Genomic DNA, 20,248 nt, shown 5'->3' on the forward strand with positions numbered 1-20,248 from the left:
AGCCGAGCCTCCCTTAGTAGCTCATGATCTGGGTCGCGGTTTTGGCGACCTTGGGCATGCTGGCGTTGAGCTTGTTGGTCTTGAGGTCGAAGATCTGCAGGCCCCCTTCGATGTCGGCGCCAAGCAGCAACGGCTTGTCATCGCCGGTCGCTTGCAGGCTCCACACCGGCACCGGCGCTTCCAGGGTGGCGACTTTTTTGTGGGTCTTGAGATCGAACGCCCAGATCAGCGGGCTGGGGTCTTCCCACTTCATTGGTTCATGGGCGTCGTGCATCAGCACGTACAGGCGGTTCAGCTTCGGCGCGACCGCCATCAACTGCCAGCCTCCTGGCGCCCAGCCGGCTTGCTTTTCCGCCTCGGTGGTGAGCGTCCAGGAACCGAGGATTTTCGGCGCGTCTCCCGAGAAATCCACCGGGCGCACCGTACCCGTAGTGGTGGTGAAGTAGTAGGTGTCGCCCACGTTCACCGCGCGCTCGTTGAGCTTCTCTGCATTCGGGTCGAAGAACGCTGTGCGGCTGCGAGCCGTTTCCTGGCCCTGATCGTTGAGCGTGACCACCTGCAGGCTGCCATCGCCGCAAAGTGAGGCAAAGCGACGATTGCCCACCGGGTAGTTGAGCACGCAACCGGGAATCGCCAGCTCGGCGGTAACAGTCTTGGCCTGGGTGTCCACCACGGTCACCGAGGTGGACGGTGTGAAGTTGTAGACGTAGACGAAGCGGTCATCGGCGCTGGTTTTCAGGCCGTAGCGCTGGGTCAGCGACTCGGCGCGCTTGCTGGGAATCAATACCTCCCAGGCTGGCGAGAGGGTGGAGCTGTCCCAGGCGGTCAGCACGTCGGTGCGGGTGCCACGGGTGCCGCGTGAGTAGAAGATGTCAGCGCTGTACAGGGTTTTCTGGTCGTGACTGAGCGTGGAGGGGGCAGCAAAGCCCGTGGGGACCATGCCGAGCACGCGTTTTTTATCGGGGTCGACCACGGTGACGCGGCCTACCACAAAGCTTTCGAACTCGACGTCGACGATAAACGCGCGGTGGGCTTCAGGTGGAAACGCCAACACGGTGTTGCCGATGGTGTCGGCCGGCAGGTCCGCGTTGGCCGTATTCAAACCCAGTACCAACAGGCTGATGCCCAGCGCTGAGGGAACGGTGATTCTGGTGGCTCGCATTCGGGGGAACTCCCTTGGTTATTGTTCGTGCAGATCGCGGTGGCAGAGTGCTGCAGTTCGATTCTGCCTGGGTCGGCGGGTGCGGGAATTAGGCTGCGTGCCAACCGTTTGTGTGTGTGTGCCAGTTGCTGGGCATGGGGCGTCGGCTGGCGGAGCGTTTCAGATTAACGGGGAGGTTCAAATCCGAAAGCTCCCCACCAACTGCTTTAGCCGCTCGGCTTGTCGTTCCAGCTCTGTACAGGTCAGCAGGGTCGCTTGCAGGTTTTCCACGCCCTGGCTGTTCAGCAGGTTGATCTCGGTGATGTCCACATTCAACGCTTCGACGACGGCGGTCTGTTCCTCGGTGGCGGCTGCGACCGATTGGTTCATGTTGTCGATTTCACCGATGCGTTGCGTCACGCTGCCCAGGCGTTGGCCGGCCAGGTGGACGGTGCTGACGCTGGATTCGCTGTGTTGCTGGCTCTCGATCATGGTGGTGACGGAGTCGCGGGCGCCGACTTGCAGGGTTTCGATCATCTGTTGGATCTCCTGGGTCGACTCCTGGGTGCGATGGGCCAGGCTGCGTACCTCGTCAGCGACTACCGCGAAGCCACGACCGGCTTCTCCTGCGCGGGCGGCTTCGATGGCGGCATTGAGCGCCAGCAGGTTGGTCTGCTGGGAAATGCTCTTGATCACTTCGAGGATCCGCCCGATGTTTACCGTTTTGTCGTTAAGCACCTCGATATTGGCGCGCGAGGTACTGATCTTGCCGGACAGTTCGTTGATTAACTGAATCGTATGCTGAACCACTTCGTGACCGTCACTGGCTTGTTGCCGCGCGGCGGAGGCTTGCTGCGAGGCGACGGCGGCGTTGCTGGCGATTTCCTGGGCGGCGGCCCCCAGTTGGTTGATCGCGGCGGCCACGCTGTTGGTTCGCTGGGATTGTTCGTCCGAGTTGCGCAGCGACGAGTTGGATGCCAGCAGTACGCGCTTAGCCCCTTCATTCACGCCCAGCGCGGCTGATGACACTTCGCGGATCGACTGGTGAATGCGCTCGACGAAACGGTTGAACGCCGTCGCGAGTTGGCCGAGTTCATCCCTTGAGTGCACGTCCAGGCGGCGGGTCAGGTCGCCTTCGCCCAAGGAGATGTCTTCCATGACCCGCGTCAGCACCTGCAGCGGGCGGGTGATGCGAAACGCGGTGTACCAGATCAGTAACAGACCAAGCAGTGCCGAGCCGCCGCCCAGCAATAGCTCCAACACCTTGCTGCGGGCGCTCTGCCCATCCAGTTCGTATTGCAGTGCCGTGACCGGCGCCAGCAACACGGCCTGCGGTACGCTGACCAGCACGCCCCATTGCGCTACGTCGGCAATCGGCGGCAACGGCTCAAGCACTTTGATCTGTTGCGGGTCGACAAACACCTGGGGCTGGCCTTGGCGCAGGGCATCCATGATGCCTGCCGCTTCGGATGTGCCCAGGCGACTGACGTCTTGACTGTTGGCCGAGATCACCCCGAGCGGGCTGACGATGCTGATCTGGCCCTGGCCACCGAACAGTTGCTGAGCACTGGCTTCGCTTTTGTGTTGCAAGTCGGCGAGGTTGATATCCAGACCGACCACGGCGATGACCTTGCCATTCTCCAACAAGGGGAACGCAACGCTGGTGACCAACTTGCGGCTGCCGGAAGCTTCATCGAAGTACGGCTCCAGCACGCAGGCTTTGCGACTGTCGCGGGCGCACGTGTAGAACGCGTTGTAGGGCGCGCCGCTGGGGCCTGGGGCGGTGTTGGCAAGTAGTGCTTCTTCGCCGACGACGGCTTGTAGTTCGCCGGGTTGGCTTTGCACCCAGTAGAGTGAGAAGCGCCCAGCGTCGTTGCTGCCCAGTGCAGGCTGGTTGGCAAAGTCGATGTCGGCGCCGTCCAATGCATCGGGCTCGAATATAACGTAAATCCCCAGGAGGTCGGGCTTGTCGATCAGGGCCTGGTGAACCTGCCGGGTCACTTCCTCGCGCAGTTGCTGGCGCGTCAGGGTGCCCTTGGCGTGCAGTTGGCGCAGGTACAGCAGGTACCGTGACAAGCCTTGGCCGTACTCGTGGGTCAGCGTGAACGTGCGCTGCACCTGCATCGCCTGCAATTTACCCAGGGCCTGCATATGCTCCCTAGCCGCATCGGCCAGCATCGCGGTGCTGGCTTGGTCGACTTGCTGGCGACTTTGATGGGTTTGGTAGAGTGACAACCCCATCAACATGCCGACTACCAATAGCAGGCAGAGGCCGGCGAGCAGGGTGATCTTGCTCTGAATCGTCAGGCGTTTTATGTGCATCGGATAAGCCTTATTCCACCGGTGCAATGGCGTATGCCACTGCACCGGCCGGGGTTAGAAGGTGGTGGCGAAGACCAGTTGGCTGTAGACATTCCTGTCGTTATTACCCAGTTGGGTGCCGCCGTTTTCGGCGCTCTTGTCCGGTTGGTAGAGGCCTATCAGCGGCATCACCGTGAGGTGCGCGTTCACCCGCCATTCGGCGAACAGGTCGATCTCGTGACCATCGGTATTGCCCTGGTCGCGGTCGAGGGTGTCGAAGGCAAACAGCACCGCGCCAATGCTGACGCTTTCCAGGGGGGCGGCTTTCAGCGTGACCGACTGGATGCGCGAGTTGGTGTTGAACGGGCCGGCATAGTTGCCTGCCACCTCACCCTGGAACCAAGTTCCGTAGCCACGGTTGAGGCCGTAGAAGAGCGGGTCGAAACCTTTCGAGAAGCGGCTGTAGCGATAGTTGGCACTTGGCGCCCAGGCGATGTCGGAAAAGGTCCAGCCGGCTTCAAGGTACCAGGCGTTTTCACTGGCGGTGTTGGGCTTGTTCTGCTTGGCGTATTCACCGGACAGGAAGAGATTGGTCACCCCGGCATTGCCCTGGGCGCGCAGGCTATAGGTCTTCATGCCGTCGCGCTCCGCCTGGATGGGGGAGGCGTATTGCATGTCGACTTTGGTGCTGTCGATGTAGGTCAGGCCCACGGTCCCCTCGGGGGCCACGTGTTCGAGCGTGCCGACGTACATTTCAGTCTTGGCCTGGGCGCGGTTATCGGATTTGAGCCACATCAAGTCACTCCGCCATCCTTGCTTGCCGCCCAGGCGGAGCACGGCGGTCTGGTCGAAGGCCTTGCGCGCTGCCAGGTAGTAGGCGCCGCCGCGATTGTATTCGCCGTCGGCCAGGCCCTTGCCCATATTCAAGGCGTCGCCGTTGATCAGGAAGCCGTCGCCGACCACGATGTTCTGTCGACCGAAAGACAGGTCTACGCCGTCGTCTCCCAAGGCTTCGAACACCTTGCCGGAGCGCCAGCCGAGATACGCGTCTTCAAATTGTGTGCGGCGCTCGGAACCGTCGCTGAAGCCTGCGGCATCGCCGTCGCCCCAGGTGCCGGAGCTCAGTATGTTGGCCGCGCCATAGGCGGTGCCCTTGCCGGCCAGGTCCTTGTCGAAGCTCAAGCCATATTTGATATAGCCCTCGCGCCACGCTGAAGAACCTTGGCTCAGGCGGCCGGACGGGGCGTAGTTTTCCTGGCTGTGGAACAGGCCGAATACCGCTTCGAGCGTGGCATTCAGATGGCTGTCACCATCGCCGTAGAGTTCGTACGCGTGGGCGTGCCCGGCACTGAGCAGCAGGGCGAGAGTCGACGTGCAAAGCTTGGGAGACTTGAGCATGAGGGGGCATCCGTTTTTGTTCTTGAACGCGGGTTTGCGCTCCTTTTCGATACTAAGGCGCGGAACTTTTGCGGCCTTTTGTGTGGTTGCCAAAGCCTTGGTTGTGCTTGCCAGATTGCACGGTTTGGCAGGCCGGCCAAAGTAACTGGCACGCAGGGAAAACCCGGGCGTGCAACGAGCACCGACAATCGCGACAACCCTGCCGAACCCTCGGCGATTCCCTGGATTGAAAGGTTGCTTGCTTATGTTCTGCTCTCTGCGGTTGCCCCTTGTCGGTTTGCTGTCATTGACCTTCGCCCATGCCGTGCTGGCGGGCGAATGCGCTCCGGTCCTCCATCAAGGCGCCGAGGTTTTCGCCCGGGAATGTGCGGTTTGCCATGCGGTGAGCAAAGGCACAACCGGCATGATGGGGCCGAATCTATCGGGTGTGATCGGACGCAAATCCGGCACGTTGACCGGGTTCAACTACTCCCAGGCTATGCGCGACAAAGCCATCGACTGGCAGGCCGAGACCATCACCCAATTCATCACCCAGCCCCAGGCCTACTTGCCGGGCACTTATATGCCCTACATGGGCCTGGCCGACGCGGGCGATCGCGAGGCGGTCGTGTGCTACCTCAAACAACAACAGTGAACGTATTGGAACGGAAGGTGAATCATGAGCAACGTTAAAGTCCTGCCGCAGGTTGCTGCATTCCTTGACCGTCGCCACGGCTGCTTGATTGATGGCCAGTGGGTCTTTGCCGAAGGGCAGCGAATTGCGGTGGTCAACCCGGCAACCGGCCAGACCCTGTGTGAAACCCTGGACGCCCCGCCCGAGCTGATCGAACGTGCCGTGCAGTCGTCCCATGCGGCGTTCAAGTCCGGCGTGTGGTCTGGTTTGCGTCCCGCCGACCGCGAACGCATCCTGCTGAACTTCACGCGCCTGGTAGAAGAGCATGCCGAAGAGCTGGCGCAACTGGAGACGTTGAGCCAGGGCAAGTCGATCAACATGTCGCGGGCCCTGGACCTGAACGCCACGGTTGAATTCATGCGCTACATGTCTGGTTGGGCCACCAAGATCGAAGGGCAGACCTTTGACGTTTCGATCCCGCTGCCACCCGGGGCGAAGTTCACCACCTTTACCAAACGCGAACCCGTGGGCGTGGTGGTCGGTATCGTGCCGTGGAATTTCCCGCTGATGATCGCCGCCTGGAAGCTGATGCCGGCCCTGGCCACGGGCTGCACGGTGATCATCAAGCCGGCGATGGAAACCCCGCTGACCGCCATGCGCCTGGCTGAACTTGCGATAGAGGCCGGCATTCCTGCGGGTGTGTTCAACGTCGTGACCGGCGGCGGAGCCTCGGTGGGTGGCGTGCTCACTACGCACCCGCTGGTGAGCAAAGTGTCGTTCACCGGCTCAACCGCAGTCGGCAAGAGCGTCGGCGTGGCGTGCATGCAGAACATGACCCGGTTTGCCCTGGAGTTGGGCGGCAAGAACCCGATGATCGTGCTCGCCGACGCCGACCTCGACAAAGCCATCCAGGGCGCAATCCTCGGCGGCCTGCTGAACAACGGCCAAGTCTGTGCAGCGGCATCGCGCTTCTACGTACATCGCTCGATCCACGACGCATTCGTCAACGGCCTCGCGGCAGCAGTATCGGCGTTGCCGATGGGCGCGGGTATGGACAGCGATGCGGTAATCAACCCGTTGGTATCGCGCAAGCAGCAACAAAGCGTGCTCAAACACATCGAGCAGGCACGCGCTCAAGGCGCGCGCGTGGTGTGCGGCGGCCAATTGCATGAAGGGGAGGGCTTCTACGTGCAGCCGACCCTGCTGGCCGATGTGGACCACAGCATGGCGGTCGCCCGAGAAGAAGTGTTCGGCCCGGTGCTGGCGGTGATGGCGTTCGACGACGAAGACGCGGCCATTGCCCAAGCCAACGACAACCCCTACGGCCTGGCTGCCAGCCTATGGACCAACGACCTGACCAAGGCACTGAACCTGGTACCCCGCATCGAAGCTGGCACCGTGTGGATCAACGCACACGTGCTGCTCGACCCGGCGATGCCGTTTGGCGGGGTCAAGCAGTCTGGCATGGGGCGCGAGTTTGGGCGGGCGGTGATCGAGGCTTGCACCGAGCTGAAATCGGTGTGCATTGCGCATTGATTGCGACTTTTTTGATCGCTGAAGTGAAAGGGGGCGATACCCGTGGGTTTGGTACCGGGTATCGATCCTCGCACTGCCGATGTTCGCCTATCTAGTCACGAGGGCTGAGTTGCGTTCTGCGAGAGCTTGGGATTGGACATTCCCAGGTTCAAGCGTGGAGGGGCGTGAAGTTGAGCGGGGTATCTGCCCGTTCCTTGGGTAGTCATGCCGCCTGGCAATCGACGCGGTCTCGATGCCCTTTGCCGGGCTTGATGGGCTGAAAAGCCCTTATGTTTTCCACATCCCAGAAAAGCCAATGCCCCGGCAAGTCGGGGCATTGGCTTTTCTGATGAGCGAGTGGTCGGTTTGTATTGTTTTGTATCTGCGCTTTGGATAGATACACAGCGATTCTTTTAAGTCGGTTGATGACACATACGGGATACCTGCGGGGCTTTAAATGAACCCATCGAGAAGGCGCAAACCTTCTCCAATGGATGACTCATTTAACTCGCGGCTGTCTCTGCGCGTTTCGCGACGTTGTCGACCTATGACTTATAGGAAATTCAAAATGCCTGCAGCTACGTTCGGTTTCACCTGGCGCCATTGTCTGGCTTCTTCCGTGAGAATGGGCGTTTTGGGGTTGGCCCTGATAGCCGGCAGCGGTGGTGCCTGGGCTGCTGGCCCGGCCGCCGATGCGTCAGTTGCCAGCTCGGCCTCGACCAATCCCGAATCGATTCGACCTTATCGAATTCACGTCGATGAAGCTCAATTGACCGATCTGAAAAAGCGCATTGCGGCGACCCGCTGGCCGGACAAAGAGACCGTCAATGACGTTTCCCAAGGCGTGCAGTTGGCCCAGGTCCAGGCGCTGGTGAAGTATTGGGGCAGCGGCTATGACTGGCGCAAGGCCGAAGCAAAGCTCAATGCGCTGCCTGAATTCATCACGACTATCGACGGCGTCGATATTCAATTCATCCATGTTCGCTCGCGAAACCCCAACGCGATGCCGCTGCTTCTGACACACGGATGGCCAGGCTCACAGTTTGAGTTCCTGAAGACTATCGGCCCGCTGACGGATCCCGTTGCTTACGGCGGTAAGGTTGAAGATTCGTTCGACGTGATCATTCCATCGATTCCGGGACACGGTTTTTCCGGTAAGCCAACTGAATTGGGCTGGGGGCCGGATCGAGTCGCGAAGGCTTGGGATGTGCTCATCAAGCGTCTGGGTTATACCCACTATGTTTCCCAGGGCGGAGATCACGGTTCGGTGATATCGGATGCATTAGGCCGCCTGAATCCGCCGGGTCTGTTGGGCATTCACTTGAACATGCCGGCCACCATCCCGCCCGAATTGGTCAAGCCGATCAATAGTGGTGACCCGGCCCCTGTCGGGCTCACTGAGCCTGAACGCAAGGCGTTTGATTCCTTGAGCACCTTCTTCGGCCGCAATGCAGCATACGGCGCGATGATGGTTACGCGCCCGCAGACTATCGGTTACCTGCTGGCCGATTCGCCTACCGGTACTGCGGCGTGGATGTACGAAAAAATCGCCGCGTGGACGGACAGTGATGGTCAGCCTGAACGGGTATTGACCCGTGACGAGATGCTGGACGATATCAGCCTGTACTGGCTGACGAACGCAGGCGCATCGTCATCGCGTTTCTACTGGGAAAACAACAACAACAATTTCAGCGCTGCCGCGCAGAACACCGCAAGCATCAAGGTGCCGGTGGCGATCACGGTCTTCCCGCACGAGATCTATCAGGCGCCAAAAAGCTGGGCGCAACGCGCCTACCCATCACTTTCCTACTACAGCCAGGTTAACAAGGGCGGCCACTTCGCCTCCTGGGAGCAACCTCAATTGTTCAGCGAAGAGTTGCGGGAGGCCTTCCGGCCGCTGCGCGCCAAGCTGAGCGCAACGAAGACAGCCCAGTAGCTCACACGCAATCCAGTCAACACAACCGAGCCGCTATTCGGCGGCTCGCTACGGAGAAGCACCATGGAGATGACCTTGCTGAACAACCAAAATAAATCCAGCCGCCTGCGGGGTCTTGCCCCATCGCTGTTGGCAGCAGCGGTGCTGCAATTCGCAGCGGTGGCTGTCGGTTTTTCCCAAGCCAGCGCGGCTGATGTACCCGCGTCCACCATTGGGGCTATCACGCCGGGAGCCCACACCTCTCTCGGTGCTCTTAAGCATGTGAAAGCGGGGCTGCTGGACATTTCTTACGCGGAACTCGGCCCAGCCGATGGCCCTGTGGTCATTTTGTTGCACGGCTGGCCCTACGATATCAACGCATACGCTGATGTCGCTCCTGCTTTGGCGGACAAGGGATATCGAGTGTTGATCCCTTCTGCGCGGGGTTATGGCGATACGCATTTTCTCTCGGCCAAGACAGTTCGCAATGGTCAACCTGCTGCGCTGGCGACTGACCTGATCGACTTCATGGACGCGCTGAAGATCAAGACGGCGGTGCTGGGTGGGTTTGACTGGGGCGCCCGCACTGCAGATATCGTTGCCGCACTGTGGCCGGAAAGAGTGAAAGCCCTGGTCGCTGTGAGCGGTTACCTGATAGGCAGCCAAGAGGCGGGCAAGGCGCCATTGCCGCCAGCCGCCGAACTGCAGTGGTGGTACCAGTTCTACTTTGCGACCGAGCGCGGGCGCCTGGGCTACGAGAAAAACACCCATGACTTCGCCAAGCTCATCTGGAAGCTGGCGTCGCCACAGTGGAATTTCGACGACTCCACTTATGAGCGTAGCGCGGCGTCCTTGCAAAACCCTGATCACGTGGCCGTGTCGATTTTCAACTATCGCTGGCGCCTGGGGTTGGTCAAGGGCGAGGCCAGATACGACGCGCTGGAGAAGAAACTCGCGGTATTTCCATCCATCAGCGTGCCCACCATCACCCTGGAAGGTGATGCGAACGGCGCACCGCACCCACCTGCCGAAGCGTACGCCAAGCGCTTCACTGGCAAGTATGAGTACCGATTGCTCACCGGCGGTGTTGGTCACAACTTGCCGCAGGAAGCGCCGAAAGCCTTCGCCCAGGCGGTGATCGATGCCGATCATCTTTGAACACCGGCTGAGAGGATGGCGATGATGAAGCTGAAATTTCTTGCCGCGATGTCGGCTGCCATTGCAATCGCAGCGTTGACCGCTACCGGTGTTGCCTCGGGCGACGCCAGTACTGGCGACGCCTCACCGATCTATGGCGTGAAATTGCCTGAAAACTACCGCCTATGGCCGCTGATTGCGCCGGCGCAGGAAGCAGCCCCCCTGAATGAACTGCGAGCCGTGCTGGGCAATGACTCGGCCATCAAGGCTTATCAGGACTCAACGCTGCCATTCCCCGATGGCACGGTGCTGGTAAAGCTGGCCTGGAAACATGTGCAGTCCCCGGAATTCGAGCCGGCGTCCATCCCGGGGCCGGCCACGACCGTGCAGGTGATGGTCAAGGACTCGAAAAAATATGCAGCAACCGGTGGTTGGGGATTCGGGCGGTTTATCAACGGTAAACCGGCCGATGAAGCCCAACACGAAACCTGCTTCGCCTGTCACCAGGCGCGAGTGCGGAATCACGACTTTGTCTTCACTCGCTTCGCCCCCTGATTCCCGTCAAACCCGGAGTTAGCAATGAAAAAGGTATTAACCGCACTGGCCGTCGCCGTCAGCCTGAGCATGGCGACATACGCCTGGTCGCAAACTGAAAAACCCACGATTGTGCTCGTACATGGCGCCTTTGCCGATGCGTCGAGTTGGAATGGCGTCGTGAAGATTCTCGAGAAGGACGGTTACCCGGTGGTTGCCGCTGCCAACCCATTGCGCGGTGTAAAGAGCGATGGTTCGGCAATCTCGGCATTGCTGACGAGCATTCATTCGCCGGTGGTGTTGGTCGGCCACTCCTATGGCGGCAACGTTATCAGTGATGCGGCCAACGATCATGTCAACGTCAAAGCCCTGGTTTACGTCAGTGCGTTTGCACCTGAGGCCGGGGAAACCGTCGCCGGGCTGGCCGGCAAATTCCCAGGCAGCACGCTGGGCCCAACGCTGGCTGCGCCTGTACCACTGGCCGATGGGGGCAAGGACTTGTACATCCAGCAGGACAAATTTCACAACCAGTTCGCCGCGGACGTCCCCGCGAAAGAGGCGGCATTGATGGCCGCCACCCAACGTCCGGTAACGGAAGCGGCGCTCAATGAAGCGTCCGGCAGCCCTGCCTGGAAGCATATTCCGTCCTGGTACATCTACGGCGACAAGGACAAGAACATTCCACCACAAGCCATGGCGTTCATGGCCAAGCGCGCAGCTGCCAAAGCCGTGGAAGTGGTCAAGGGCGCTTCACATGTCGTGATGGTATCGAACCCGGAACCGGTTGCCCGCCTAATCGAAAAAGCCGCCACGGCGAAGTAACACGCCAAGGGCGAAGCGGCAGTGGGAGACATCGCTCTGATCATCCCCCTCCGTGTTTCGTAAGTAACCTTTCCAAAGAGGGCCCATTCGGGAGGCTGCAGATTTCCGCGCCCGTCATCCGGAGGGGCGCACGTGAGCCGATGCCCGGCTGAAAAGCGGGAGAGGGTGGGGCGACGACGAGGCCAACGCCTGGGCATACCGGGCGTTGTGCTTATCGCGGGCAACCGCAATCAATCAGGTACGCCACGATGTGGAAGATCAATCACAGTTACATTGATGGAGCATTCGTTCCCGTTCAGGGCAATGAAACGGTGCAATGCATCAATCCGGCTACCGGGGAGGTCATCGGTACGCTCACCCTGGCTGATCGTGAAGATGCCAAGCGCGCTATCGCGGCGGCTTCGCGTGCTCAAGTCGCGATGGGCCGCACCTCCAAGGCCGAGCGTATCGACATGCTCGAGCAGTTGCAGGCTGCCGTGCTGGCGAGCACGAATGAAATTCGCGATACCGCCATCGAAGAGTACGGTGCGCCGTTTGCCCGTGCGCAATGGGTCAGTCGCTACGCCTCGCAGTCATTTACCAATGCGGCGCAGGTGTTGAAACACTTCGACCTGAGTCGTTCGGTCGGTGACGCTACCGTGGTGATGGAGCCGGTCGGAGTCGCGGCGCTGTTTGCCCCCTGGAACAGCACCGCCGGGACGATATGCAACAAACTGGCACCGGCCATTGCGGCTGGCTGTGCCTCGGTCATCAAACCGAGCGAGTTGAGCCCCTTGCAGACCACCGTGCTCGCCCAAGCGTTGCATCGCGCAGAGTTGCCCAAAGGGGTTTTCAACATTCTGTTGGGACGCGGCAGTGATGTGGGTGACGAAATCAGCGCCAGCCCACTCATCGCGAAAGTTTCATTCACCGGGTCCACCGCCACCGGAAAGCTCATTGCACGCGCCGGAATCGAGACCATGAAGCGAGTGAGTCTGTCGCTCACGGGGAAGTCGGCCTCTATCATCCTGGATGACGCCGATCTCGACATCGCCATTCCCCTGGCTCTGAATGCTGCGTTCATGAACAACGGTCAGGCATGTGTCGCCGGCACACGTCTGCTGGTGCCACGCACGCACGCCGAGGACATTATCAACCGCGTCAAAAGCCTGGTTGGAGCGATGGTCGTCGGCAATCCGCAGGATCCGGCCACTGCGCTCGGGCCGCTGGTCAATCGCGCCCAATTCGACCGCGTACAAGCTTTCATCCGCCGCGGGCAGGCGCAAGGCGCGACGTTGATTATCGGCGGGGAGGGCAGACCAACCGGCTTGGATAAGGGCTATTTCGTCAGGCCTACGGTCTTTGCCGACGTCAGCAGTGACATGGACATCGCGCAAGAGGAGATTTTCGGCCCGGTGCTATCGATCATTGCGTATGACTCGCAAGAACAAGCGATCGCTATTGCCAATGCCAGTATCTACGGTTTGCAAGCTTATGTGTTTTCCCGGCAACTGGAACGTGCCCAACGCCTGGCAACCCAACTGCAGGCCGGCTCGGTGTTGATCAACAGAATTTCGCCAGAGCTGCTGGCGCCGTTCGGCGGGGTAAAGCAGTCCGGTGTCGGTCGGGAGTTTGGAGTCTTTGGGCTGGAAGCATTTCTTGAGGCCAAAAGCATCGTGTCCGATTAGCCTGGGGGTGGCGGGAGATTGCCCAGTAACCTGGCATGACACGCAATTGAACAAGTGGGCGATGTTAGATGTTCATAAGCAGGTCAACAGCCCAAGAATACTAGCTCAATACCCTTGAAATGAACGCAACTGTTCACCGATTGATGTTCATAGACCCAGCTTTCCCCGTCATTAGCCTCGTCAACCCGAGCTTTATTTGTCCTTCCAGTGTTGCTGGAGGTATGTTCGATGGTGGCACGGGTTACGCTTGCGTGGCGTCTAGAGAATCCGAGGCGATTCAGTACAACAGGGTAACCGTCCGAGCAACACATCTTCCTGATGCCATCGGTTAAGGCGATGGTGTCCACCTAAATTTAAGTGGACACCATTTTTAGCCTTTTTAAGCGGACGCCCATGCCACAAGAACGCCGTTCCTATTCCAAGTCCTTCAAGGCCCAGGTCATTACTGAGTGCGCCCATCCTGACACTTCAATTGCCAATGTCGCCTTGACCCACAACCTCAATGCAAACCTCGTCCATAAATGGATTCGGGTGCATGCGCAGAAAAGCCTGGCACTGCAAACTGCCTTCATCCCGGTCAAGACTTCGCCGCCGGTGCCGATGCATCAGGCCCTTCCTGCCACGATCCGAATCGAAGTGCCGCATCCAAAAGGTGTAGTCGTGGTGAGTTGGCCAGCAGAAAATGCAGCGGCGTGTTCTGCTTTCCTACGAGACCTGCTGCGATGATCCGCGTCGATTCCATCTGGCTCGCCACCGAGCCCATGGACATGCGCGCCGGCACTGAAACCGCGCTCGCACGAGTCGTGGCGGTGTTCGGTGCGGCGAAGCCGCACTGTGCCTATCTGTTCGCCAACCGCCGCGCCAATCGAATGAAAGTGCTGGTGCATGACGGCGTGGGGATTTGGCTTGCCGCCCGGCGTTTGAATCAAGGACGCTTCTTCTGGCCGGGTGTGCGACACGGCTCCGAAGTTGAGTTGGATGCCGAGCAACTTCAGGCCCTGGTGCTCGGTTTACCTTGGCAGCGCGTCGGTGCAGGCGGAATCATCTCGATGCTTTAACATCTGCCATGGCGTGCTTGCCAGCGCAATTGGCCCATAAGTCTATCGTCGCCATCAGCCCTCTCTGGCAAAATCGGCGGCATGACTTTGCATCCAAATCTCGATCAATTAAACCCTGAACAACTGCGTGCCCTGGCGGCGCAGTTGATCCAGCGCGTCGAGACAATGGACAAGCAAATCACTCATCACAAGTCGGTCAACGAGAAACTGGCCCACGAGATCGCGCTGCTCAAACGCTTCAAGTTTGCCAAGCGCAGCGAGCAGTTGAGCCCGGATCAAGCCAGCCTGCTCGACGACTTGATCGATACGGATATCGCCGCTATCGAAGCCGAACTTGAGGCGCTGCAACCGGCACCTGTCGAAGCCAAAGTGCGCCAGCAACCCAAGCGCGCACCGCTGCCACCGCAGTTTCCTCGCACACTGATCCATCACGAACCGGACAACAGCCACTGCCAGTGCGGCTGCGCCCTCAAGCGCATCGGCGAAGACGCCAGCGAAAAGCTCGACTACACGCCCGGCGTATTCACCGTCGAGCGTCACATCCGTGGAAAGTGGGCCTGCGAGCAGTGTGAAACGCTAATCCAGGCGCCGGTACCGGCGCACGTCATCGACAAAGGCGTCCCGACCGCAGGCCTGCTGGCCCACATCATTGTGGCCAAGTTCGCCGACCATCTGCCGCTGTATCGCCAAGAGAAAATCTTCGGCCGCGCCGGGCTGCCCATCGCCCGTTCGACACTGGCGCAGTGGGTGGGTCAAACCGGCGTACAACTGCAACCGCTCGTGGAAGCACTGCGCGAGGCAGTGCTGGCCCAGCGAGTCGTCCATGCCGATGAAACACCCGTGCAGATGCTGGCACCGGGTGAAAAGAAAACGCACCGAGCGTATGTCTGGGCCTACTGCACGACACCATTCTCGGCACTGAAGGCGGTAGTCTACGACTTCAGCCCGAGCCGTGCTGGCGAACATGCGCGCAACTTCCTGGGCACTTGGAACGGCAAGCTGGTCTGCGATGGCTTCGCAGGCTACAAGGCCGGCTTCGAAGGGGGCATCACCGAAATCGGCTGCATGCCCATGCTCGCCGCAAGTTCTTCGACCTGCATGTGGCGAACAAAAGCCAACTGGCCGAACAGGCGCTGCACTCAATCGGCGGCCTATACGAGGTTGAACGAAAGGCCAAAGAGATGAGCGATGAAGATCGCTGGCGATTACGTCAAGAAATGGCGATTCCTATCGCGGAGAAGTTGCATGAGTGGATGCTGGCTCAGCGCGAACTTGTGCCCGAGGGCTCGGCCACAGCCAAGGCTCTGGATTACAGCCTGAAACGCTGGGTAGCGCTGACGCGCTACCTCAATGATGGTGCTGTGCCCATCGACAACAATCGGGTCGAAAATACGATCCGGCCTTGGGCCCTTGGCCGTTCGAATTGGCTCTTCGCCGGATCACTGCGCAGCGGTAAACGAGCGGCGGCAATTATGAGCTTGATTCAATCGGCACGCATGAATGGGCATGATCCGTTCGCGTATCTCAAGGATGTACTGACGCGGTTGCCGACACAGAGGGCCAGTGCAATTGACCAATTACTACCGCATCAATGGGCACAGGGCTCCTAACACGCTATGAGCTACATTCAGTCCGACGCGTCTGAATCTAATGGTGTCGATGGAGGTATTTGCCATGCGGGTTTTTTGTCATCCTGACTGTCGAAAATACGCCGCGCCTTGCGGAAATCCTCAACGTTCTCGACAACCCAAGTCCAGATAGGTGACATGCGGATCAACAGTCCCATACCCAGCGGCGTCAGCTCATACTCGACACGTGGCGGAATCTCACCGAACTCCCGCCGAACCACTAGCCCATCCCGCTCCATGGAGCGTAGCGTCTTGGTTAACATCCGCTGAGTCACCCCAGTCATCTGCCTTTTTATTTCGGCATGGCGCATCGTGCCGTAAACCCCCAGGGCATGCAGAATACCTAACGACCAGCGGCTACCTGCGTGAGCAAGCACTTCTCGTCTGACGCCATCATCGTCTTCTCTAAGCGTTCGGCAAATTGTTTCTGCCTGGCTGAGAGCCTCCTGATCGGTCATTTCATTCTCTGGTATCACAGGTGTGCCTTCTTACGAACGTTGCCTAATCGTGCAAGCATTTGTTCATCTTACAGGCAACAGGTCTCAGGAGAAATCATGACCGAAGTGACCCAGCTTTCCCCCCAATCCATTCTCGTTCTAGGCGCCGGTGAGCTTGGGCTGCCGGTTCTGCGCAATCTTGCGCGAGTAGCAAAGCGCGCGCCCGGCTCCACAATCAGCGTCCTGCTCAGGGATTCGACCATCAACACTCAGGTGCCCGAGAAAAAGGTCGAAATCGATGAGCTTCGAGATTTTGGCATCCAGATGGTGGCCGCAGATCTCGTGAATAATTCAATCGATCAGTTGGCTGAAGTGTTCGCACGGTTCGATACCGTAATAGGCTGCGCAGGCATGGTTGCAGGCCGGGAAACCCCGATGAAGCTGGCTACAGCAGCTCTCAAGTCCGGTGTGAAGCGCTACTTTCCTTGGCAGTTTGGTGTCGACTTCGAGGTAATCGGTCGGGGCAGTCCTCAAGATCTGTTCGATGCTCAGCTTGATGTACGCGAATTGCTTCGCGCCCAGGATAAAACTGAATGGGTAATCATCTCGACGGGTATGTTCACCAGCTTTCTATTCGAGCCAGTATTCGAGGTGGTTGACTTCGAAAACGATACCGTGAACGCGCTAGGCAGTCTTGAGACCAGCGTGACGCTCACGACTCCAGAAGACATTGGTGCGTTGACAGCGGAAATTGTTTTCTTCGAACCTCGCTTCCGCGATCAGATTGTGTACCTCTCGGGAGATACAGTGACGTACGGAGAGGTTGCGAGCCTCCTCGAACGTGTACTGGGTCGCCCGTTCAAACGTAACGTGTGGACTGTTCCGTACTTGCTCCAAGAATTGGAGAGAGACCCAACGCATCACATCAAGAAGTACCGCGCTGTGTTCGCCCAGGGCAGAGGCGTGGCCTGGCCTAAAGCAGGCACTTTCAACGCGCAGCAGTCGACTCAAGTCACGACCGCTGAGGAGTGGGCCCGTGCAAATCTGGCAACCTCATCAGCATAAGGGCAGTAGCTGAACGAACGTTCTCGCGCTCGGAGTTGACCTGCTAAAAAGCTCCTCAGTCTGATAATGGGCGCTGATAACCGAAGCTAAGGCGCGGAGAATGGGTCTGGTAATCCAAGACGACCGAATCTTTATCTTATCCGCACCATCTGCCGAGGTCTGAGGCGTCCCACTTCACTATCTATTGAGTTTTCTAAGCGCGAATTCCGAACCACGGTGACTTAACCAAGCGCTTACTAAAGCCTTGCAAATGAGCGTGGTTTTGAGGAGCACGGGGGAGAATGGTGTGGTCAAGGTGTGTCTGCCGGACGCTTACACAACAGGAATCCTGGAACCGCTTGATAGGCCAAAAAAAGGCCGCTATTGAAAGCGGCCGTCTGACTAAAGAGCATTTCGATAAATCATTCCAAGTCAGGCGGATGCTACCGATCTGTTACCCGAGCTGTGCTGCGGATAGCTTAAGGAAGAACCCGAGTAATCGCCTGATATCCACTGGCAACATCGAAGCAGTGTTTCGCTGTACCTGGAATACGATCCAGTATGCGCCTGAGCATATCTGGATCGTCTTTGAAAACCGTCATCCAAATGGACCAGAAACCTTGGATCTGCAACACAATTTGATCGCGCATCTTTGGGTGATCCAACTCAAAAAGGTTCTGCTTCGATTCCAGCGCGATGTCCCATGCCTCGCGCCGGTTGTTCCAACGACGGTCGGATGCTTCATTTTCCTGATCATTAACGCTAGGAACTTTGTGTAGACCAACAAGGCGGATCGTGCGAGTGGCTCGAACATTGTCATGCCCTGGTGCGGCTTCGACCAACCCACCTTGCTTGTAGATTAAGGCAAGAAAGGTGTTGTCCCGATCCGGCCACATGTAGTCATCGAGCACAACGTCCTTATTGTCCTTCGTGCTATTGCAATTTGTACACGCAAGTAAAAAGTTGTCCCAACTTAGCTCGCGAACCAGGTCATTCGCGATGGCGCCCGGCGGTTTCTTCGGCTGGACATGCTCGATGGCCAAACTAGTATCAAGATGCACTTCACAATAGGAACAACATTCGCCGAGTCGCTCGATAAGCTTACCCCGAGCCATTGCGTAAGCTTTAAATACGACAACCCTTCCATCTGCTCCAGTGGGGCAGGCCCCGCGAATGACTGGTCTCATTCATCATCCGCCTTAGGGTTTCCCTCAGGAGCACCATCGATACCCGAAACCAATCGCTTCATTGTCAAAAAGGCGTGATAGGCAACGTTGTCACTAAATGGATCGGACAGTGCGTCAAGGTCTGCTTTAATAGCTTCCTTCTGCTCATCACTCACATCTCCAGCAGCATCATTGAGCAGCCGGAAGTATTCAATGGCCGCCTCATGCATTTTCTGGTAACGCTCCCCACGCTGCGGCACCGGAATCTTCATGACCTCTTCGGTGATGTCCTCAATAGATCGATTAGCGTATTTTGCCTCCGAAGCGGGAGCGGCAATACCATCAGGAATCGAGTCCGCTTGAGCGGGTTTTAACCCCCGCTCCAGGTCTATAACTTCCCCCGGCTCTAGAGACTGCAAGATGAAAGGGGAATGAGAGGAGACAACAAACTGCAGAAGCGGAAATGCATTTTTCAGGTCCGAAACCACACGACGCTGCCACTTAGGGTGCAGATGCAAATCAATTTCATCGATCAACACGATCCCTTGAGTTTTGATAGCTGCATCCACACCTAAATGCGGGTTTAAGCGTGAGGCACGGTGCGCGATGTCCGCAATGATGCCAACCATATTGCGATACCCATCACTGAGATCATCAAACGGCATTAAGCCTTCATGATCCAACGCAATCATCAGGTGATCGTAACCCGCGTCGAAATAGAAATTTTGCGCACCAGGAATACAAGAGGTCACCGCATTGGTCACCGCATCCAGTGCAGGTATGTCTTTCCCTTTTTGTATCTTTGCCATAGATAAGCGTTTGAACCATTTCTCAAACGCTTTGTGATCCGATTTCGGATCGAGGCAATAACGGTAGCCCGTTAGGCGGGAAGACGGGCTGTCCGCCACTACATCATCATGCTTATCCCATAGTCGCCCCGCGCCGTAGTAAAGCAGCAGCGGAAGATTCACATGAGGCTGATGTATAACGCGCTCACGCGCTTCTGCACCAACCCTGACGAAATCCTTAGCCTTCTTACCACGGTCACCCAGATCTCGCCGCCAGCGAATGGGCGGTTCTTCGTTCGTTTGACAGACAGCCTCCAGCCAGACCTCCGTAAATGCCTCACGGAACACCTGACCTTCGACCTCTTGAAAAACAGCTCGCGCATCCGAGTCCTTGATCGTGCCGCCACCAGTCGTCAGTTTGCCGCCCTGAAAGTAAGTGTTGAGCAGCATCGCCAGTGCGTCGAGTATGGTCGTTTTGCCCTTACCATTGTTACCAATCAGGACGTTGAACTGGGGATTGAACTGGAGATAGGCTTCGTCGTACTTTCGGAAGTTGTGCAGCACTAATTCAGTGATTTTCATGAGTTACCAAACTGGGTGAGTACGAACTTCAGGGCCAGCTTGAGTTCTAGGAAGGTGCTGCCGCTCTAAAATCTCTGCGGCCCGGCCTCACACGTAGGATCTGCAAGCGGGAATGTTGAGTCACGTCGATGAGTCGATGATAGCAAGATACAACGCCTTAAGCCTCAATTCGAAACGGGTTGCTAACGAGGTATGGTCACACGGCTACTCGCTCTGAACTCAGCTTCGCAAGCGAGCAATAACAACGATGTAGCTACGCGCCCGATTGAGGCCAACACCTTTGTAGTAGGTGCTCAGGAGCAATGGGTCAACCACAGCACAAACCCAGCCATCCCTCGAACCCTGCCTGAATAATCCTGTAGTGCATACGCTTTTTCTAGCCCTGGCAGGCCATCAGATTGATCTTATCAAAGAGGGTAATTGGACCAACATGATCCGACATCGTGTTGACTTGGCAGGTGGCCACTACTCTCGAGGTACCCCAAGATCTTTTGCCCAATCG

The 20,248-nt window shown here is 58.2% G+C and carries 16 protein-coding genes and 2 pseudogenes; 11 read left to right on the plus strand and 7 right to left on the minus strand.

All coding sequences use genetic code 11. The annotated features are described in order from the left end of the window. Window positions 1-13 precede the first annotated feature (13 nt). From A7317_RS13020 to A7317_RS13030, 4 genes and pseudogenes are all read right to left on the minus strand, one after another. Entirely contained in the window at window positions 14-1,162 is a 1,149-nt protein-coding gene (locus tag A7317_RS13020) for an amine dehydrogenase large subunit (protein ID WP_069075985.1), read from the minus strand. A gap of 177 nt (window positions 1,163-1,339) precedes the next feature. After that, entirely contained in the window at window positions 1,340-2,251 is a 912-nt protein-coding gene (locus A7317_RS31555) for a methyl-accepting chemotaxis protein (RefSeq protein ID WP_420492579.1), read from the minus strand. After that, window positions 2,243-3,463 (minus strand): annotated as a pseudogene (locus A7317_RS31560) (chemotaxis protein); the annotation flags it as partial. The pseudogene A7317_RS31560 and the gene A7317_RS31555, both read right to left, overlap by 9 nt. Before the next feature lie 54 nt (window positions 3,464-3,517). Further along, window positions 3,518-4,840, minus strand: a complete 1,323-nt coding sequence (locus A7317_RS13030) for a hypothetical protein (RefSeq protein ID WP_069075987.1) — start codon at window positions 4,838-4,840, stop codon at window positions 3,518-3,520. 244 nt (window positions 4,841-5,084) lie between these two features. Between A7317_RS13030 and A7317_RS13035 the strand changes: the two genes are divergently transcribed. The 10 genes and pseudogenes from A7317_RS13035 to tnpC all read left to right on the plus strand — a co-directional run bounded on the left by A7317_RS13035 (window position 5,085) and on the right by tnpC (window position 15,711). Beyond that, complete coding sequence (locus A7317_RS13035) at window positions 5,085-5,474, plus strand: c-type cytochrome (protein WP_069075988.1); 390 nt, start codon at window positions 5,085-5,087, stop codon at window positions 5,472-5,474. 24 nt (window positions 5,475-5,498) lie between these two features. Further along, window positions 5,499-6,989 carry an aldehyde dehydrogenase family protein gene (locus A7317_RS13040; RefSeq protein WP_069075989.1) on the plus strand — a complete coding sequence of 497 codons (1,491 nt, stop codon included), beginning with the start codon at window positions 5,499-5,501 and terminating at the stop codon, window positions 6,987-6,989. A gap of 547 nt (window positions 6,990-7,536) precedes the next feature. Then, on the plus strand, window positions 7,537-8,904 hold the full coding sequence (locus tag A7317_RS13045) for an epoxide hydrolase family protein (RefSeq protein ID WP_024075437.1): 1,368 nt from the start codon (window positions 7,537-7,539) through the stop codon (window positions 8,902-8,904). Between the two features lie 63 nt (window positions 8,905-8,967). Beyond that, complete coding sequence (locus A7317_RS13050) at window positions 8,968-10,041, plus strand: alpha/beta fold hydrolase (protein WP_069075990.1); 1,074 nt, start codon at window positions 8,968-8,970, stop codon at window positions 10,039-10,041. 24 nt (window positions 10,042-10,065) lie between these two features. Beyond that, on the plus strand, window positions 10,066-10,575 hold the full coding sequence (locus A7317_RS13055; protein WP_024075435.1) for a cytochrome P460 family protein: 510 nt from the start codon (window positions 10,066-10,068) through the stop codon (window positions 10,573-10,575). Window positions 10,576-10,599: 24 nt separating this feature from the next. Continuing rightward, window positions 10,600-11,376, plus strand: a complete 777-nt coding sequence (locus A7317_RS13060; protein WP_069075991.1) for an alpha/beta fold hydrolase — start codon at window positions 10,600-10,602, stop codon at window positions 11,374-11,376. Between the two features lie 248 nt (window positions 11,377-11,624). After that, window positions 11,625-13,043 carry an aldehyde dehydrogenase family protein gene (locus A7317_RS13065; protein ID WP_069075992.1) on the plus strand — a complete coding sequence of 473 codons (1,419 nt, stop codon included), beginning with the start codon at window positions 11,625-11,627 and terminating at the stop codon, window positions 13,041-13,043. Between the two features lie 393 nt (window positions 13,044-13,436). After that, window positions 13,437-13,769, plus strand: a complete 333-nt coding sequence (tnpA, locus tag A7317_RS30620) for an IS66-like element accessory protein TnpA (RefSeq protein ID WP_069075993.1) — start codon at window positions 13,437-13,439, stop codon at window positions 13,767-13,769. Beyond that, window positions 13,766-14,101, plus strand: a complete 336-nt coding sequence (gene tnpB, locus A7317_RS31065) for an IS66 family insertion sequence element accessory protein TnpB (RefSeq protein WP_003177794.1) — start codon at window positions 13,766-13,768, stop codon at window positions 14,099-14,101. The genes tnpA and tnpB overlap by 4 nt, the downstream gene beginning before the upstream one ends. An 81-nt stretch (window positions 14,102-14,182) precedes the next feature. Then, window positions 14,183-15,711: pseudogene (gene tnpC / locus A7317_RS13080) on the plus strand (IS66 family transposase). Window positions 15,712-15,728: 17 nt separating this feature from the next. Here the strand turns inward: tnpC and A7317_RS13090 are convergent. Continuing rightward, window positions 15,729-16,187 carry a winged helix-turn-helix transcriptional regulator gene (locus A7317_RS13090; protein ID WP_003429427.1) on the minus strand — a complete coding sequence of 153 codons (459 nt, stop codon included), beginning with the start codon at window positions 16,185-16,187 and terminating at the stop codon, window positions 15,729-15,731. Between the two features lie 96 nt (window positions 16,188-16,283). Between A7317_RS13090 and A7317_RS13095 the strand changes: the two genes are divergently transcribed. Continuing rightward, on the plus strand, window positions 16,284-17,231 hold the full coding sequence (locus A7317_RS13095; protein WP_069075996.1) for an aromatic alcohol reductase: 948 nt from the start codon (window positions 16,284-16,286) through the stop codon (window positions 17,229-17,231). A 458-nt stretch (window positions 17,232-17,689) separates the two neighbouring features. Here A7317_RS13095 and A7317_RS13100 read toward each other — a convergent pair whose 3' ends face one another. Together A7317_RS13100 and A7317_RS13105 are read right to left on the minus strand one after the other, a co-directional pair. Beyond that, window positions 17,690-18,397 carry an HNH endonuclease gene (locus A7317_RS13100; protein ID WP_069075997.1) on the minus strand — a complete coding sequence of 236 codons (708 nt, stop codon included), beginning with the start codon at window positions 18,395-18,397 and terminating at the stop codon, window positions 17,690-17,692. Continuing rightward, window positions 18,394-19,746: an AAA family ATPase gene (locus A7317_RS13105; protein ID WP_069075998.1), complete on the minus strand. Its 1,353-nt coding sequence runs from the start codon at window positions 19,744-19,746 to the stop codon at window positions 18,394-18,396. The genes A7317_RS13100 and A7317_RS13105 overlap by 4 nt, the downstream gene beginning before the upstream one ends. Window positions 19,747-20,248: the final 502 nt, after the last annotated feature.

The organism is Pseudomonas fluorescens, from assembly GCF_001708445.1.
Lineage (GTDB): Bacteria > Pseudomonadota > Gammaproteobacteria > Pseudomonadales > Pseudomonadaceae > Aquipseudomonas > Aquipseudomonas gorinensis.

Excerpts from the sequence above, each read along its gene's own strand:
- A7317_RS13020 (WP_069075985.1), bottom strand. The coding sequence starts at position 1,162 with ATGCGAGCCACCAGAATCACCGTTCCCTCAGCGCTGGGCATCAGCCTG.
- A7317_RS13030 (WP_069075987.1), bottom strand. The coding sequence starts at position 4,840 with ATGCTCAAGTCTCCCAAGCTTTGCACGTCGACTCTCGCCCTGCTGCTC.
- A7317_RS13035 (WP_069075988.1), top strand. The coding sequence starts at position 5,085 with ATGTTCTGCTCTCTGCGGTTGCCCCTTGTCGGTTTGCTGTCATTGACC.
- A7317_RS13040 (WP_069075989.1), top strand. The coding sequence starts at position 5,499 with ATGAGCAACGTTAAAGTCCTGCCGCAGGTTGCTGCATTCCTTGACCGT.
- A7317_RS13045 (WP_024075437.1), top strand. The coding sequence starts at position 7,537 with ATGCCTGCAGCTACGTTCGGTTTCACCTGGCGCCATTGTCTGGCTTCT.
- A7317_RS13050 (WP_069075990.1), top strand. The coding sequence starts at position 8,968 with ATGGAGATGACCTTGCTGAACAACCAAAATAAATCCAGCCGCCTGCGG.
- A7317_RS13055 (WP_024075435.1), top strand. The coding sequence starts at position 10,066 with ATGAAGCTGAAATTTCTTGCCGCGATGTCGGCTGCCATTGCAATCGCA.
- A7317_RS13060 (WP_069075991.1), top strand. The coding sequence starts at position 10,600 with ATGAAAAAGGTATTAACCGCACTGGCCGTCGCCGTCAGCCTGAGCATG.
- A7317_RS13065 (WP_069075992.1), top strand. The coding sequence starts at position 11,625 with ATGTGGAAGATCAATCACAGTTACATTGATGGAGCATTCGTTCCCGTT.
- tnpA (WP_069075993.1), top strand. The coding sequence starts at position 13,437 with ATGCCACAAGAACGCCGTTCCTATTCCAAGTCCTTCAAGGCCCAGGTC.
- tnpB (WP_003177794.1), top strand. The coding sequence starts at position 13,766 with ATGATCCGCGTCGATTCCATCTGGCTCGCCACCGAGCCCATGGACATG.
- A7317_RS13090 (WP_003429427.1), bottom strand. The coding sequence starts at position 16,187 with ATGACCGATCAGGAGGCTCTCAGCCAGGCAGAAACAATTTGCCGAACG.
- A7317_RS13095 (WP_069075996.1), top strand. The coding sequence starts at position 16,284 with ATGACCGAAGTGACCCAGCTTTCCCCCCAATCCATTCTCGTTCTAGGC.
- A7317_RS13100 (WP_069075997.1), bottom strand. The coding sequence starts at position 18,397 with ATGAGACCAGTCATTCGCGGGGCCTGCCCCACTGGAGCAGATGGAAGG.
- A7317_RS13105 (WP_069075998.1), bottom strand. The coding sequence starts at position 19,746 with ATGAAAATCACTGAATTAGTGCTGCACAACTTCCGAAAGTACGACGAA.